Annotated in this window: 11 protein-coding genes; 4 read left to right on the plus strand and 7 right to left on the minus strand. The window is 48.5% G+C overall.

What is annotated here, in order from left to right; translation table 11 throughout:
* Positions 1–406: 406 nt before the first annotated feature.
* Both CIK99_RS00005 and CIK99_RS00010 read right to left on the minus strand, forming a co-directional pair.
* Positions 407–799, minus strand: a complete 393-nt coding sequence (locus CIK99_RS00005) for an MBL fold metallo-hydrolase RNA specificity domain-containing protein (protein WP_094378480.1) — start codon at positions 797–799, stop codon at positions 407–409.
* A gap of 50 nt (positions 800–849) precedes the next feature.
* The gene (locus tag CIK99_RS00010; RefSeq protein WP_094378482.1) at positions 850–1509 is read right to left on the minus strand and encodes a hypothetical protein; all 660 of its coding nucleotides are present in this window, start codon (positions 1507–1509) and stop codon (positions 850–852) included.
* Between the two features lie 270 nt (positions 1510–1779).
* Here CIK99_RS00010 and CIK99_RS00015 point away from each other — a divergent pair, with 270 nt between their 5' ends.
* The gene (locus CIK99_RS00015) at positions 1780–2259 is read left to right on the plus strand and encodes a DUF255 domain-containing protein (RefSeq protein WP_094378484.1); all 480 of its coding nucleotides are present in this window, start codon (positions 1780–1782) and stop codon (positions 2257–2259) included.
* A gap of 73 nt (positions 2260–2332) precedes the next feature.
* On the opposite strand, the gene CIK99_RS00020 is transcribed toward CIK99_RS00015, so the two are convergent.
* Both CIK99_RS00020 and CIK99_RS00025 read right to left on the minus strand, forming a co-directional pair.
* Entirely contained in the window at positions 2333–3373 is a 1041-nt protein-coding gene (locus CIK99_RS00020; protein ID WP_094378486.1) for a family 43 glycosylhydrolase, read from the minus strand.
* A gap of 116 nt (positions 3374–3489) precedes the next feature.
* Positions 3490–4887, minus strand: coding sequence for an MFS transporter (locus tag CIK99_RS00025; RefSeq protein WP_094378703.1), 1398 nt, complete (start codon positions 4885–4887; stop codon positions 3490–3492).
* Positions 4888–5411: 524 nt separating this feature from the next.
* Here CIK99_RS00025 and CIK99_RS00030 point away from each other — a divergent pair.
* The 3 genes from CIK99_RS00030 to metG all read left to right on the plus strand — a co-directional run bounded on the left by CIK99_RS00030 (position 5412) and on the right by metG (position 13787).
* Positions 5412–9293 (plus strand): ATP-binding protein, encoded by a 3882-nt coding sequence (locus tag CIK99_RS00030; protein WP_094378489.1) that lies wholly within the window; start codon positions 5412–5414, stop codon positions 9291–9293.
* A 14-nt stretch (positions 9294–9307) separates the two neighbouring features.
* Positions 9308–11224 carry an alpha-glucuronidase gene (locus CIK99_RS00035; RefSeq protein ID WP_094378491.1) on the plus strand — a complete coding sequence of 639 codons (1917 nt, stop codon included), beginning with the start codon at positions 9308–9310 and terminating at the stop codon, positions 11222–11224.
* Positions 11225–11720: 496 nt separating this feature from the next.
* Complete coding sequence (gene metG / locus CIK99_RS00040; protein ID WP_094378493.1) at positions 11721–13787, plus strand: methionine--tRNA ligase; 2067 nt, start codon at positions 11721–11723, stop codon at positions 13785–13787.
* Here the strand turns inward: metG and CIK99_RS00045 are convergent.
* Genes CIK99_RS00045 through CIK99_RS00055 form a run of 3 tightly spaced genes read right to left on the minus strand, consistent with a single transcriptional unit; the run spans position 13752 to position 16407 of the window.
* Complete coding sequence (locus CIK99_RS00045) at positions 13752–14792, minus strand: NAD(P)-dependent oxidoreductase (protein WP_094378705.1); 1041 nt, start codon at positions 14790–14792, stop codon at positions 13752–13754. The two genes, metG and CIK99_RS00045, sit on opposite strands and share 36 nt — an antisense overlap.
* A gap of 8 nt (positions 14793–14800) precedes the next feature.
* Positions 14801–15517 (minus strand): 2-C-methyl-D-erythritol 4-phosphate cytidylyltransferase, encoded by a 717-nt coding sequence (locus tag CIK99_RS00050; protein ID WP_094378495.1) that lies wholly within the window; start codon positions 15515–15517, stop codon positions 14801–14803.
* A gap of 8 nt (positions 15518–15525) precedes the next feature.
* The gene (locus tag CIK99_RS00055; RefSeq protein ID WP_094378707.1) at positions 15526–16407 is read right to left on the minus strand and encodes a phosphorylcholine transferase LicD; all 882 of its coding nucleotides are present in this window, start codon (positions 16405–16407) and stop codon (positions 15526–15528) included.
* Positions 16408–16490 lie beyond the last annotated feature (83 nt).

A 16490-nucleotide genomic window follows, 5' to 3' on the forward strand; every position in this document is an offset into this window, starting at 1 on the left:
GCCATATTGTCCCGAAGGCTTCGCACCCAGTCGTTGCCAACTACGCACGCTTCGGTAGGCTGCTCTTAACGGAATAAGAGGTTCATTAGTTTCAAAGAACAATTATCTGTACGACTTCATGTCGCAAATACGCTGCAAAGATAGTGCAAATCGAGTGAAATACAAAATAAAAAAGGAACTTTTTATATTTTTATTTCCGAGATGCAGCCTATCTTATCAAAAGAGAATAAATTTTTATCCATTAATGCTCAAGCTGAGGGATTTTTACTTTTATCAATGAAAGAAAGAAGAATCATACATTGTCGTTTCTTTGTCGGAAGCCTTCTGACGAACATCAGATGGCTTCTGATGTGCATCAGACAGTTTCCAATGAGATAAAATAAATAGACTTTATATTGCGAGGGTTTCATAATTCCGCATCGGCCTCCTTATGGATACAGATGACTTCATTAGGATTTGTTATTTCTATCATTTTTCGTATTGTGGCTTTGTCGGCATGTCCAGAGGTGTGGATGTCAACAACATTTTGAAACATATCGCGCATCTCCTTGTATTTTGGATTGGCCTTTACTTGCTCAGGGATTCTGTAATATCCGTCCCATGAGGAGTAAATGAGGATTGTCTCTTCTATTGGCAGTTTATGGATGAGGTCACGGATTTTCTCTATTTGTGAAGTTCCAATCACCATAACCATACCTGTCCGCAATATCTTGCGAAATAAGCCATCGTTATACGACGAGGGGCTGAACGAGAACAGATGACGTGACGACTTGCCTTCTCGATGTGTAAAAAACTCCATGGTCTTGCTTAATTGATGTTCATGTTTGCAGTGTGTTACTATGCGTTTGCTTAAGAACGACGTCGTCTATTGTTCTCCTTTTCCTGTTCTTGTAGGCCTATGTGACTCAAACAATCCAAGAACGAGTCTAACAACTCATCTTCAGATGTGTAAGGTTTCATTTTCTCAACTATCTCAGAGAAAGGGATAGAGTCGAATCCCTCGTCTTTTATTGTTTGCAATTCCAATGGCAGTAAATAAATTACATTGCCCTTAGTGGAGCAGTCTTCCAATGCACTGTCTTTGATGTATTTATACAGTGCTTTGTATTTCTTCCCGCTTCTTCCTGTTCTTGGCCTTTTGACGAAATCGAAAAGTTCTTTCAGTTCAATATTGTCTTTGAATTTGTGATAATATTTTATCTGTTCATCGTCAATAGAATGATTGTCAGTCTTCAGTTCAATGGCATGCACACTTTGTTTCGTGGTGTTGAACACCAGGTAGTCGATATTTGTGCATTCATTGTTTGTGTCGTTTTTCTGAAGAGGAAATTCCGGTATTAAGACAAGATGGTCTTCTTTTCTGAACAGTTCGTTGCGGCATCTCTTCAGGATATCCTCAAGATACAGGCCGAAGAACACGTCAAGTCTTCTTTCTGCCTGATATTTTGGAAACTCAATCCAAGTCTTTAGGTTGTTGAAAAGCGATTCGATGTTTTCTTTTGTTTTCATATTTGTAAATAGTGTTTATACTCCTTCAAATCCTTAGTTGCAAAATCTACTTTATGTTAGAACTCATGCAAAGGTAAGAATAATAACCGAAATAATGCATCATTTGAGCCGATGATACTGTTAATAAACAATAATAATTCGACAAAACACTTGCGCCGATGGTTGAAAACATGTACTTTTGCTGAGTATCACGAATTATTGACATTATTTATTATTCCATTCTTGCAAAAGATAGGCTGGGATAATGGATTTACAAAAAAAGATAGAGCAATGAAAAGACTGATGATTGCAGCCGTCGTCCTGACTATGCTGCAGGGCGTGGAGGCGCAAGGACTGAAACGCGTGTATGACGAGAAACGCAATGGTGTGGAACAGATTGACTCGGCTCTCGCCGTGGCCAAGGCTGAGGCAAAACACGTGATTTGCCAAGTGGGCGGAAACTGGTGCGTGTGGTGTCTGCGTTTTGCTGCCTTTATTGAGGCCGACCAGGATATAAGTAACACGGTGGCCGACAATTATGTATATATCCACGTGAACTATCGTCGTGGAACAGATAACGGAGATATGTTGAAGGCGATGGCGAAACTTGGCAATCCCGTGAGGTTTGGTTTCCCCGTGATGGTGGTGCTCGACGCTGACGGTAAGGTGCTGCACACGCAAGATAGCAGTTTCCTTGAGAGTGGCGATAGCTACGACAGGAAGAAAGTGATGCGTTTCCTTCAATGCTGGAGACCAGCGGCAGTAAAGTAAAGATACTGAAAAAAAACGACACCCTACTCAAACTTGACTGTGAGAGTAGGGTGTCGTCGTTTTTTATTGTGAGTTATTCATCGATGCCTTCAATGGTCTGTATCTTGCCTTCGGCGTCGTATTCAATCTCGCAAACCTTCAGTGAGCGGAGCCAAGACTTGCCGCCTGATGGTACAGAGTCGTGGTGGAAGAGATACCACTTGCCTTCATACTCGAGGATGGCGTGATGAGTGGTCCAACCTACTACAGGAGTGAGGATCACACCCTGGTAAGTGAACGGTCCGTAAGGATTGTCGCCCACGGCATAGCACAGGAGGTGAGAGTCGCCGGTAGAGTAAGAGAAATAATACTTTCCGTTGTACTTGTGCATCCACGAAGCCTCGAAGAAACGATGTGGGTCGTCGGCCTTCAGTGGGTTGCCCTCGTTGTCAACCACGAGGATGGGGCGTGGAGCCTCGGCAAAGTTCATGCCGTCTTTGGTAAGGCGTACGCAACGGCTTGGCAGAGCATCTTCCTTGCCTTCAGGCAGGTGTGGTGTCTCGAGATGGATATTGTCCTTATAGCGCTGAAGCTGACCGCCCCAGAGACCGCCGAAATACACATACACCTCGCCGTCGGCATCGTCGCGGAAGGCGCACATGTCGATGCTGTAGCTTCCAGCCACTGGAGCTGGCTGAGGGATGAACGGGCCTGCGGGATTGTCAGCGATGGCTGTTCCCCAGTGGAACACGTCGTTGCGGTCTTTGAGAGGGAAGTACATAACGTATTTCTTCACCTTCTTGCTGTAGCCCATGCCAGCAGCCTGCTCTTCGGCATTTGTTGGTACTTCCTGTACATACTCCTGTACGTCGCAGTCCCAGAGCTGGCGTCCTGCCCATGGAATATCCTCCTGACGGAGCACGCAACCATGGTCGGTGACGGTGCCCGTCATAGGGTCGCCGTCGATAGAGAGGACATGATAGTCCTTCATGATGTACTGGTCGCCGTTGTCGTTTTCAACGTTCGACGCCTCCCAGTCGTGGCTGGGATAGATATAAATCTTGCCGTCGAAGATGTGAACTGATGGGTCTGCCATATAGTCGGCAGGAAAGAGATAACGTTTTACTGTTTTCATAAGCGTGTATTAATGAGGAGTGAGGAGTGTGGAGAGAGGAGAGAGAATACCGACACCGCATTTTGTAAGGGTAAAACTATTCTCACTCCACTCTCCTCACTCCACTCTCCTTTGGATTAAATATTCCTTGATTCTATTTCCTTATTTATCTGGTCTATTTTCTCGTCGGTGAGTTCATACTTCGAGATGATGAAGATGGCGAGCAGCAGAAGGGCGGCGGGCAGTACGCACACCAGCCAGAGGATTCCCTCCTCAGCCAACGGAGTCTGTGTCACCTCCTTGGGGTTGTAAGCCACGTATGCGAGGATGGCTGGAGCCACCACGCTGCCGAGGGTCATTCCGGCCTTGAAGAAGATACCGGTCAATGCATTCACGATGCCGGCGATGCGCTTGCCGCTGACATATTCGCCGTAAGAGATTACCTCAGGCACGAGAGCCCACATGTATCCGGTAGCCACGATGACACCGGTAGATTTGATAAACTGTGCGATATAGACATAGGTCATGCTCGGGTTATCCATCTTTGCCACGATATAGAGGATGGTCATACCGATGATAGCTACGGTGAGGAAGATGTAGAACATATTCTTCTTGCCTACAGCCTTCTTTATCATAGGTACCAAAGGCATGAAGATGAACGAAGGAGCAGAGCCGAGTCCCATGAAGATAGACAGCTGCTCGGGACTGCCGTGCATGTTGCTATTGATGAAGTATGCGCCAGCGGCGTTGCCGATAGACATCATGGCAAAGGCGGTGATGAAGAAGAAGGCAATGACGCGCAGCGGACGGTTGTGGAAGAACTCCATCCACAGGTCGCTGATCTTCACGTTGGCGCTCTCCTCAGCACTCATCACCACTTTCTCCTTACACTGCGAGAAGCAGAACAAGAGAAGCAAGAGTCCCACCAACGCATAGATGGTCATGGTGATAAACCATGCCTGAGGGTCTTTTGGCAGACCTTCTGCCTTGTCGTTGGTGAAGTAAGCTATGAGCAGTGGAAGGCCTGAACCTACTGCCAGTCCGCCGCAGTTAGCCATAAACATACGTACGGAGGTAAGGATGGTGATCTCGTCGGTGTCGCGTGTGAGCGACGAGTTCAGGGCTCCGTAAGGTACATTAATAAAGGTATAAAGGAGAGTCATGGCGATATACGTCATGTAAGCGTAGAGCAACGAAGGCGCGAATCCGTTCCAGAAACAGAGGATGGCGAAACCCGATAGCGGAATGCCGACAAAGACAAGATAGGCGCGGTATTTGCCGAGTCTTGGGTTGTTCTTGTCGATAAGAGCTCCTACGATGGGGTCCCAGATGACGTTGGCCACATTACCTACGGTAAACATCACAGATACATCGACGGCGTCGAGGCCATAGATGTCGGTGTAGAAAAACAGCAGGTACATACATGTAGTCTGGAAGATGAGATTTTGGGCAAGGTCGCCCGAGCCGAAGCCTATACGCTGCAGCCATGAGAGTTTGTAGAATCCACGTGATTCTCCAATGTTGGTGTTAGTCATACCCATATTGTTTAAAGTTATTTCGTTTCAAGTTTAAAATTCGTGAAAGATAAATAATATATTAGGTCTCGTCATGTCTATAAGCGGAGGATTGTCTTTTTTTCAGTTACCCCCGCCGCAGCTTCTCCCGAAGCAGCGGCGGGGGGCAAACCGAAACAAACTAACCTTAACTTAAAAAACGTGTTGCTATGAAACATTGCATCTTTAGAAAAAGACTGCTGCACAGCCTTAAAACCTAATTGGATTTAAATTTCGTTGCAAAGGTAATGCGTTTTCGAGTTATTCTCCAAGAAAAAATGTAACTATTATATTTTAATTTGTTTCATTTGTGCGTTTTGATGTATTTCTATGGGGTACATGTAACAAAAAAAGGCAAAAAATGGTACATTTTCTCCCATTTTATCGATTTTGTTCTTCTTTTTTTTTGCTTTTTGATTCTTTTGATGTACCTTTGCAGAAAGTAAGCTGTATCACGGCTTGATAGATAAACATTAACTGACAGAGGGAAGATAACTGACAACCTTATGAAGCGAATATTGATTCTGACGATAATAATTAATGTGTTATTAGGCGTCAAGGCAAAGGCAGACTCAGGACGGCTTTACACGTCTGACGAACTGACGAGTAGTTCGGTGAGTTGCATCTGCCAAGATAACTATGGATATATATGGGTGGGCACGGAGTGTGGTTTGAACAAGTTTGATGGCTACCACTTCATGCACTATTTTGCCGACAATAAAGACACTACGACAGTGTCTGACAGCGATATCTCCGTGCTGTATGTTGACAAAGTGGGACAGCTGTGGGTAGGCACTGCCCATGGATTGTCGAGATTTGACTATCACAGCCAAAGCTTTGTGAGATACAGCTTCCCCGGCGACCTGTCGCCTCGTGTGTCGTCGATAGTCGAGAACGGCAACGGCCTGCTGATAGGCACTTCCGGATACGGCCTGTTCAGCATACGCAAGGGAACCGATATGCTGAGGCCAGAGTCGCCAAAGCTACAGAACAGCGAAGAGGACTATTACAACAGGATGTATTTCGATCCGAAAGGATGGCTGTGGCGAGGAAGCCACGAGGCGAAGTTGTCGCGCTATCTGCTTGACAAAGATAATCATACGGTGAAAACAGAACGTTTCTCGCTGCCATACGGAGCAGCCGTATGTTTCCTGCAAAAAGACAAACGGACAATGCTCGTGGTGTGCCTTTACGGTATCATGGCTTACGATTTGGAGACAGGAAAGCTGACAGACGCAGGGTATGACCTCTCGGCACTATATAATAATGTGTCGATAAGAAATGCTGGATACGACAAGCACCACAACCTTTATGTATGTACCTCGGGCAATGGACTGATGAAGATAGCTGCCGGCACCACGAAGCTCGTCGAGGCTTTCGCCGACAACATATTACTTACGGCCAATGCCAATGCCGTGCTGATAGACAAAAACGAAAATATATGGACAACATGCTATAACAGAGGATTGTACAAGAAAGACAACACCCCCAAGCCATTCAAGTGCCTGGTGTTCTCGTCAAACGATATCAAGACCGGTAGCGGACTCTCGTCGATGACTTTGGGAAAAGACGGACGACTTTGGTGTACAATGCAGAACAATGGAATATATGTCTTTGACAATAATGGCACACTCGTGGCTCATCCTAAGGCACCAGTAGGAACCGGAATGATATACTGCGACAACGAAGGCGACTACTGGCTATGTACCGAAAAGACGATGTATAAGTACAATACCGCACGAGAGGAGGCGACACCCGTGGCTAACCTCGACGGATGGGGGTTGAGCTGCTTTGTGGAAGACAAGGCCGGACGACTGTATGTGTCAAATTTTGGAAAGGGACTGTTTGTCTATGACAAGAAAAAAGGCACTTCGAAAAGCTTTTCGATGAACCAATACAGCAAGACCAAAGGCTATCTATGGAACGACTGGATAATGGCTATGACGATAGACCGCCGCGGAATGTTGTGGATAGCCACGGCAAAAGGCGTGTCGAGAATGAATACCAAGACGGGTGAATTCACCAAGTTCGACGGCGACTGTCTCTTACCCGAGACCAACTGTACTGCCATAGCCGAAGACAGAGACGGGAACATCTATGTGGGAACAAACTCAGGACTATACCGCTTTAGTTACGATACAAACAAGATAGAACTCGTGGAGTCGTCAAGCGTGCTCTACGGCAAGATGATAAACAATGTGATAGCCGATAAGGACAATAATATCTGGCTCGGCACATCAAACGGTATATGGCTATGCGAACACGGCACAGACAGATTCCTCAGCTATATACACGGATATGGACTGATGTCGAGAGAGTATCGTCGCGGCTCGGCGGTACAAAAAGATGGCTTTATTTGTTTTGGCGCTAACGATGGCATCACCGCCTTCAAGCCCGATGACGTGAAGCGGATGAACATCTCGCTTGGAGAGATTTACCTGACAAACTTCTTCGTGGCAGGACGATACGAAGACTGCCAGCAAGACAGGTTTACCATTCCTTATGGCGACAGCAACTTCCTCATGCAGTTCTCGATGCTTGACTACAGCAATACGCAAAACATAAGATTTGAGTACAGGCTGAACAAAAACAACGAATGGACGTCGATCCCTGAGGGAAGCAACACCATATATTTCAACCGGATGATGCCAGGCACTTATCGTCTTGAGGTCCGAGCAGTGTGCAATGGTATAGTGTCGAAAAACACAAAGACCATAGTGCTCGACGTGGAACATCCTTGGTACAATACCACCGTGGCATACCTTATATATGCGCTCATGGCATTGGCCGTCGTGGGAATGGCGTTTGTGATGTATCGCAGGCATAAACGAAAAGAACTTGAAGAGGCAAAGATGCAGTTCCTCATCAACGCCACACACGACATACGTTCGCCATTGACGCTTATCCTCGGACCGCTGTCACGTCTTAAGACCATCATCGGCGACGGCAATGGGAAGGAATATATCGAGACTATAAACCATAACGCCCAGCGCCTGTTGCTGCTCGTAAACCAAATACTCGACGAGAGAAAGATAGACAAGAACCAGATGAAGCTTCACTGCAATGAGACGGAGATAACCGAATATGTGAAAAACTCGATGAAATCGTATGTTTTCCGTGCGGAACAACGCAATATCAGTCTCGTGATGGACAAAAAGGTGGATAGCCTCAAGCTGTGGATAGACCGCATACACTTCGATAAGGTGATTGCCAACCTGCTCTCTAACGCTTTCAAATACACACCCGACGGAGGTTCTATAACCATATCAATAGACAACGACGGCAAGAACGGAGTGATCGCCGTCACCGATAGCGGCATAGGACTGAGAGAAGAAAAGGTGGAGAGACTCTTCGAACGCTTCTATCAGAGCAAGAGCGCACGCGAGGTGTCTTCAGTAGGCACAGGCATCGGACTCAACCTCTGTAATGCTCTTGTGTGCCTGCATGGTGGAAACATTACGGCTTCTAACCGAGAGGACGGCATACAAGGCTCTGTCTTTACGGTGACAATTCCGTTAGGAAACAACCACTTGAAACCCGAAGAGATAGAAACCGCAGGCGAGGTTGACGCAGAGACAAAGGGACAGAGAAAACAACCATCGAAGAACATCAGGGTACTCGTGGTGGATGACGACGAGGAGATAGCACAGTATATCTATAACGAACTGTCTGCCTACTATAGGTTTACCATCGTGCATAACGGTAAGGAAGCTATCAAGGTATTGCTCGGAGAACAAAGGTACGACATAGTGGTGTCTGACGTGATGATGCCGGAGATGGACGGCATCTCGCTGCTCCGTGCCATAAAGACAAATGCAAAGATAAGCGACATCCCCGTCATACTGCTCACGTCAAAGGCAGAGGTGGCTGACCGACTCGAAGGACTGAAACGCGGAGCTGACGCCTTCCTTGGCAAGCCGTTCAGTATCGAGGAACTGCAGATACGGATAGACAATCTCGTTGACAACTTCAGACGAATAAAAGGAAAGTATTCCGGACAGCAGGATCAGGTAGATAAGGTGGAAGAACTGAAGGTGGAAGGCAACGACGACATACTCATGAAGAGAGTGATGAAATCTGTCAATGCACATATCTCAGATCCAGAATTCAACGTCGAACGACTGAGTGCCGACGTGGGGCTTAGTCGTGCGCAGCTCCACCGCAAGATGAAAGAAATCACGGGAATCACTTCAAGTGAGTTTATCCGCAATATCCGTCTCGAACAGGCGGCAAAACTCATCAAGGAAGGAAAGATAAACATCACACAGGTGGCATATACCGTGGGATATAACAACCAGACTCATTTCTCGACAGTGTTTAAAAAACACTTCGGCATGTCGCCAAGCGAATATGCTAACAACAAAGAAAACAATACACCAAATTATTAATAAAAAAGTCTGATATGAAGAAAGTATTATTTTTGGCTCTGTGCATGGTGATGTGCACGACAAATGTAGTGGCGGAGGACGGCTCGCGATTATGGTTGCGGGCCATGCACAACAAGACGAAAAACATCAAGGCCTCGTTTGACCCCAAGTATCGTAACACCATCGTCGAGAAGGCTGCCGACGAGATAAACCGCTATTGGCATGGCGACGACATCTCGCTCGTGGTAGATAATGGCATGACGGAACTGAAAGACGGATTCCGTATAGAAGAGGGATGCATCAAGGCGGCTTGTCCTGCCGGCATCTATTACGGCGCACAGGAGCTGATACGCAGACAGGAGGCAATGCTGCCAATGGCTGTCGGAGACAATATCCCTGCCTTCTCCCTCAGAATACTGAACCATTGGGATAATCTCGACGGAACAATAGAACGTGGATATGCCGGACATAGCATATGGCTGTGGGACGAGATACAAGGCCTGTCGGCAAAGAAGATGAAATGCTCGGCTTCGTTGAGAGCAAAGATCGAGGCTTATGCCCGCGCAAACGCGTCGGTAGGAATCAACGGTTCTGTGCTCAATAATGTGAACGCTTCGCCAAAGATGCTTTCTACTATATATATAAATAAGGTGAAAGTGATTGCCGATATCCTGCGCGAATACGGCATAAAGACTTATCTCTCTGTCAACTTCGCCTCGCCTATGGCTGAGGGCGGACTAAAGACGGCAGATCCTCTCGATCCGAAGGTGGCAAAATGGTGGAAGGCAAAGGCTAAAGAGATATACAAGGCTATTCCCGACTTCGGCGGATTTCTCGTAAAGGCTAACTCAGAAGGACAACCCGGACCAGGCGACTACAACCGCACTCACGCAGAAGGTGCCAACATGCTGGCCGATGCGGTGAAGCCATACGGAGGCATCATCATGTGGCGATGCTTCGTATATGGAAACAAACACAAGGGCGAAGACCGTGTGAAGCAGGCTGTGACGGAATTCCTTCCTGAAGACGGAAAGTTCCGTACAAACGTGATCCTCCAAAGCAAAAACGGACCGCTCGACTTCCAGCCACGCGAGCCATACGCCCCGGTTTTTGACGTGATGAAGAAGACCCCGCTCATGGCCGAGCTGCAGATCACTCAGGAGTATCTCGGACAAAGCATCCATCTCGTGTATCTTGCGCCAATGTGGAAGGAGTTCTTCCAGTTTGTTAAGCCCGAGACTCTTGTGGGCATTGCTGGAGTGGCAAATATCGGCGACGACGCCAACTGGTGCGGTCACCACTTCTCACAGGCCAACTGGTATGCCTTCGGTCGTCTGGCTTGGAATCCGCAACTGTCGTCGGAGGAAATAGCCCGCGAGTGGCTTTGCCAGACCTTCTCGTGCGAGAAAGACTTTGTGGAGCCCATGACAACAGTGATGAAAGAGAGCCGCGAGGCATGCGTTGACTACATGATGCCTCTTGGTCTTCACCATATCTTCAAGGGCGACCATCACTATGGTCCTGAACCCGACGGCAACCAGCCGCACTTCCCCGACGAGTGGAAACCCGTTTACTACCACAAGGCCGACCGCCAAGGCATCGGTTTCGACCGTTCGAGCCATGGCACTGGTGCAGTGAGCCAGTATCGCGAACCGTTCTGCAGCGAGTACGACAACCTCGCCACATGTCCTGAGGAATATATTCTCTGGTTCCATCATCTACCTTGGAACTATAGGATGAAGAGCGGCCGCACGCTTTGGGGCGAGATGACCTATCTCTACAATCGTGGAGTGTCGGCAGTGGAAAGCCACATCGCCACATGGCATCAGATGAAGCCTTTCGTCGATAACCAACGCTTTGAAGAGGTTGACCAACGACTGAAGCTTCAGGAAGAGAACGCCCGTCTCTGGCGTGACACCTGTCTCAGATATTTCAGTCAGTTTGCTGAATGATGTTCAAACATGGCGGTGGCTGGTCAGCAGTTATAAATGTATAATGGCAGTCGTTTAGACTTATAAACGACAGCCATTATAATTTTATCTATATACCTTGTTGGTTTTATATTCCGCACTGCGGAATGTACGTTCGCCACTGCGGAATGTACGTTCACCACTGCGGAATGTACGTTCCGCAGTGGTGAACATAAAACCGAAACGTGTCATTAGTAAATTACAGCAGGCAATTATATACAATTATTATAGTTGTCATTAGAAAATTACGACACTCGACAATAAGACAATAACAACAGTGATATGTCGTTGCTTTGTTTACTGCTCTCATATTCACAGAGCAGCAATTGTAGAGGTATTGAAGAAAAACGGGATTTTCTTTTGTCATTTTCGCTCTTATAGATAAAAATCTCAGGCTTAGAAAAGAAAATAAATTCTCTTTTACTTCGCTTAATCGATTTTTTATACTAACTTTGCACCGAAATTAAAAAACGACGAAATGGAAGATAAGAAATTTAAACGTACAACCATCACAGCGGCACTCCCATACGCCAACGGAGGAGTGCATATCGGACACTTGGCTGGAGTATATGTCCCGTCAGACATCTACGCCCGTTACCTCAGACTGAAGAAGCAGGAAGTGGTGTTCATCGGCGGAAGCGACGAGCACGGAGTACCTGTCACGATAAGGGCTCGCCAGGAGGGAATCACGACACAGGAAGTGGTAGATCGCTACCATTCGCTCATAAAGAAATCGTTTGAGGACTTCGGTATCTCGTTCGACATATACAGCCGTACCACATCAGACATTCACCACAAGTTTGCAGCCGACTTCTTCCGCACTCTCTATGACAAGGGCGAACTGGAGGAGATAACCGAGCTTCAGTACTGCGACGAAGTGACCGGTGAGTTTCTTACAGACAGAAACATCGTCGGCACATGTCCACGATGCGGAGCTGAGGGAGCCTATGGCGACCAGTGTGAGAAATGTGGCGCCACACTCTCACCCGACGAGCTTATCAACCCCACAAACAAGAACAACCCAGGACACGGCCTCGTGAAGAAGCCTACAAAAAACTGGTATCTGCCTCTCGGAAAATATCAGGACTGGCTGAAGCAGTGGATACTGGAAGGACACAAGGAGTGGAGACCGAACGTGTATGGACAGTGTAAGTCGTGGCTCGACATGGACCTCCAGCCACGCGCCATGACACGCGACCTCGACTGGGGCATACCTGTGCCAGTGGAAGGAGCTGAAGGAAAGGTGCTCTACGTGTGGTTTGACGCTCCTATCGGATATATCTCCAACACAAAGGAACTCTGCGACAAAGACCCTGAGCGCTGGGGCACATGGCAGAAGTGGTGGCAAGACCCCGACACACGACTTGTTCATTTCATAGGAAAAGACAATATCGTGTTCCACTGCCTCATCTTCCCCGTGATGATGAAAGCACACGGCGGATACATCATGCCCGACAACGTGCCTTCAAACGAATTCCTCAACCTCGAGAACGACAAGATTTCCACATCGCGCAACTGGGCAGTATGGCTCCATGAGTATCTCGTTGACTTCCCTGGCAAGCAAGACGTGTTGCGCTATGTGCTCACTGCCAACGCTCCCGAGACAAAAGACAACAACTTCACATGGAAAGACTTCCAGGATCGCAACAACAATGAACTCGTTGCGGTATATGGCAACTTCGTCAACCGCGCCCTGCAGCTCACAAAGAAATACTGGAACGGCATCGTTCCTGCCTGCGGCGAGCTTGAGGAGATAGACCGTAAGGCCCTTGAGGAATTTAAGGACGTAAAGAAAAACGTGGAGAAACTGCTCGACCAGTTCAAGTTCCGCGACGCACAGAAAGAGGCCATGAACCTCGCACGAATAGGCAACAAGTACATTGCCGACTGTGAGCCATGGAAGGTGGCAAAGACCGACATGAAGCGTGTGGAGACCATTCTCAACATCTCGCTCCAGCTCTGCGCCAACCTCGCCATCGCCTTCGAGCCATTCCTGCCGTTCAGCAGCGAGAAACTGCTGAAGATGCTTAACGTGGACCACTACGAATGGGAACAGCTCGGAAGCACCGACCTGCTCAAGGCTGGACATCAGCTTGGCGAGCCTGTACTGCTGTTTGAGAAGATTGACGACGAGACGATACAAAAGCAGCTCGACAAGCTCGAGGCAACAAAGAAGGCCAACGAGGCTGCCGCCTACAAGGCTGAGCCAATAAAACCAGAAGTGTCGTTCGACGACTTTGAGAAACTCGACATCCGTGTGGGAAGGGTTCTCAAATGCGAAAAGGTGAAGAAGTCGAAGAAACTGCTACAGTTCACCATCGACGACGGTAGTGGTACCGACCGCACCATCCTCAGCGGCATAGCTGCATATTATGAGCCGGAAGACCTCGTGGGCAAGGATGTGCTCTTCGTGGCAAACTTCGCGCCACGCAAGATGATGGGCATAGAGAGCCAGGGCATGATCCTGTCTGCCGTCAACTTCGACGGAAGCCTCAGCGTGACAACAACGTTAAGAGAGGTGAAGGCAGGAAGCCAGGTGGGATAACTTTTCCGCCATGCCTCCCTCCACCGTCCAACCTAACCGTTGGAGCTTTGAGGTGGAAAAAATAGATTTCTTTACTACATTATAGCCCGATGCCTCCTTGGTGTCGGGCTTTTCTATTACCACACGCCTGCCGCCCAAAGAAGCTATCGTTTCTGCCAACTGGCGAATGGAGACGTTGCTGCCCGCGTCTGCTATGTTGTATGCCGAAGCCTTCTCACCTTTTAACAATATATATAGAAGGGCACGCACACAGTCAACTACATAACACCACGAACGGAACTGGCTGCCGTCGCTCTTCATGACAATATCCTCGCCACGCATCACGTTGCGCAGAAACTGGGCATAGACGCGGTTGTCGTGGCAGGTGAAAAAAGGACCATAGACATGGCACGGGCGGGCGATGACCACGTCGGCGCCATACTGAGCACAGTAAGATATGCAAAGCGTCTCGGCGGCGCGCTTCGACGATGGATAACAGGCACGCTGCGTGGCACAGTCCACATAACCGCTGTCTGTTTCGTCAAAAGCCTTTCCGTCAGGCGTGTCGATGGTTGCGCCTCCTTCGCCATAGACCTCTCCCGACGATACGTACAACATGCGCTCAAGAGAGTGGTCGATGCCATAGTCCAGCAGGTTTGACACGCCAAGGATATTGGCTTTTATCACCTCGACGGGAGAGGTGGCGAAAGCCGACGGCGATGCGCCGGATGCAGCATGAACGATGTAGTGGAACGTGATGTCTGACTGAAGTGGGAGGCTGACGTCGAACTTCAGAAAATGAAACCTTCTGTCTGATGTGTAATCAAGAAACCGCTGTCTGGCCCGCTCCTCGTCGCGCCCAGCGGCATAGACATGATAGCCTCCCTCCCGAGCCATTAGTACTTCGACCAAGCAACCGCCAATGAGGCCCGTGGCGCCAGTGACAAGGATGTTTTTCCCCTCAAGTTTCTCCCATGGCAACTGCTCTGCCGCCGCTTCCCTTATGTCGTCAAAATAGTCTTTCATCTTATATGTTATTTCAGCCAACTCTCTTTTTCCACATGCATCAAAGCCTTGAGAATCTCAAGGTCTTCTACCGTCGTGACCTTGATGTTCTTCTCCGAACCGGGCACGATATGCATCTCGCGTCCACCTAATTCCGCCATAAGGGTACAAGAAGCCACTGAGTTGGTGATGCCGCGTCGCGCAGCTTCCTCGTGGGCGGCAATGAGATTGCAGAGACGGAAAGTCTGTGGCGTCTGGGTGCGGATGAGCTTGTCGCGCGGGATGCTCGTCTCGGTCGAGAAGCCATCGTCGCTCTCGAGTATCGCCTCGCGGCATTTTATGCCAGTGATGGCATAGCCATAACGTTGGCAGATGGCAATGTTAGAGGATATGATGTCTTGTGATAGCAACGGGCGTACGGCATCGTGGACGAGGATGAGGTCGTCGTCTTTTATGCCGGCATCTTTCAGCCCGTATATGCCATTGTGGATTGATTCCTGACCGTTGTCGCCGCCCTTGAATATCCATTTCAGCTTAGTCACCATAAACTGGTTGGCGTATGACTGCAACACTGTTTGCCAACCGTCGAGACACACCACGGCGATGCCGTCGATGTCGGGATGACGCTGGAACGCAAGCATCGTATGAATGATGATTGGGCAGTTGTCAACGTGCATAAACTGCTTGGGTATGTCTTGACCCATACGGTTGCCGGAGCCTCCGGCAATAATGAGAGCGTAGTTCATATCTGTTGTTATATCTTTATGTCAGAGTGTTTCCTTATCTCCTCGATACTCTCGCGGCGATCCATGTTGAGATACGCGCGATGATGTTTTTCTATGCGCTGTTCCACGGGCGGCAGCTGCATATAGTCGCCAAAGAAATGCCTTAGATACTTGTCGTATTCCTCTGGCAGCGGCACTTCAATATCTTCAAACTTAAACATCTTTCCCCGTCCGAGCCATGCTTTGGGGAATGTCTCACGATAGCCATACGAGCCCGTATATACTTGTACGTTCTTGGCCTTGTCGTAGTCGTAGAGATGGCTTATGGCATCCATCTGCGCCAACAGGCGGCGGCGGATGGGACTGCGAAAGAAGTATGCCGCCGTCTTTATTGCGAAACGTCCCCATTCTTTCGGGTCGGCGAGTAGCGAGATATATTCCGCAAAGGTGTTGTGTGTGGAAACGGCATTAAGGCGGTTGATGACTTTCGTGTAGCGGTCTTTCAGCCTTTTCGCCTCGTCAAGGTCGTCGTCGGTGGCGTCGAGAGGGAAGATGTCCACGAAGAGACCTATGACGCAAGGACGCTCACGCTCTTCGACGAGCGTGGTGGTGCGGTCGGAGATCTTAGAGAAGTAAAGGGGATAATCGTCCCTGTCGTATGGAGTGACCAGCTCGTATTTTCCCCAGTCTTCGCTCTTGCTTATCTCGAGCAGACGGTCGTAGTCGGGCCGAGGCATGATGACGTCGATGTCGTCGTCCCATGGGATGATGCCGTGATGGCGCACGGCACCTATTGCCGTGCCTGCACAGCAATAGAATGTCAAGTCGTGACGTTTGCAGATGTCAATGAACGCTTTGAGTATGTCGAGTATCGTGGCGTTCCATCTCTGCTTTATGTTTTTTATGTCCATTATATTTGTCTTTTCATTGCGCATGACAATAGCTGCACGCATATTCCCCGGCAAAGTTAGCGTTTTTTTCTCTTTCAACAAAA

This window comes from Prevotella sp. P5-92 (assembly GCF_002251245.1).
In the GTDB taxonomy this organism is placed as follows: Bacteria; Bacteroidota; Bacteroidia; order Bacteroidales; family Bacteroidaceae; genus Prevotella.

Coding starts and splice junctions, on each gene's coding strand:
- CIK99_RS00005 (WP_094378480.1), bottom strand. CDS start 799: ATGGAGTTTTTTACACATCGAGAAGGCAAGTCGTCACGTCATCTGTTC.
- CIK99_RS00010 (WP_094378482.1), bottom strand. CDS start 1,509: ATGAAAACAAAAGAAAACATCGAATCGCTTTTCAACAACCTAAAGACT.
- CIK99_RS00015 (WP_094378484.1), top strand. CDS start 1,780: ATGAAAAGACTGATGATTGCAGCCGTCGTCCTGACTATGCTGCAGGGC.
- CIK99_RS00020 (WP_094378486.1), bottom strand. CDS start 3,373: ATGAAAACAGTAAAACGTTATCTCTTTCCTGCCGACTATATGGCAGAC.
- CIK99_RS00025 (WP_094378703.1), bottom strand. CDS start 4,887: ATGACTAACACCAACATTGGAGAATCACGTGGATTCTACAAACTCTCA.
- CIK99_RS00030 (WP_094378489.1), top strand. CDS start 5,412: ATGAAGCGAATATTGATTCTGACGATAATAATTAATGTGTTATTAGGC.
- CIK99_RS00035 (WP_094378491.1), top strand. CDS start 9,308: ATGAAGAAAGTATTATTTTTGGCTCTGTGCATGGTGATGTGCACGACA.
- metG (WP_094378493.1), top strand. CDS start 11,721: ATGGAAGATAAGAAATTTAAACGTACAACCATCACAGCGGCACTCCCA.
- CIK99_RS00045 (WP_094378705.1), bottom strand. CDS start 14,792: ATGAAAGACTATTTTGACGACATAAGGGAAGCGGCGGCAGAGCAGTTG.
- CIK99_RS00050 (WP_094378495.1), bottom strand. CDS start 15,517: ATGAACTACGCTCTCATTATTGCCGGAGGCTCCGGCAACCGTATGGGT.
- CIK99_RS00055 (WP_094378707.1), bottom strand. CDS start 16,407: ATGGACATAAAAAACATAAAGCAGAGATGGAACGCCACGATACTCGAC.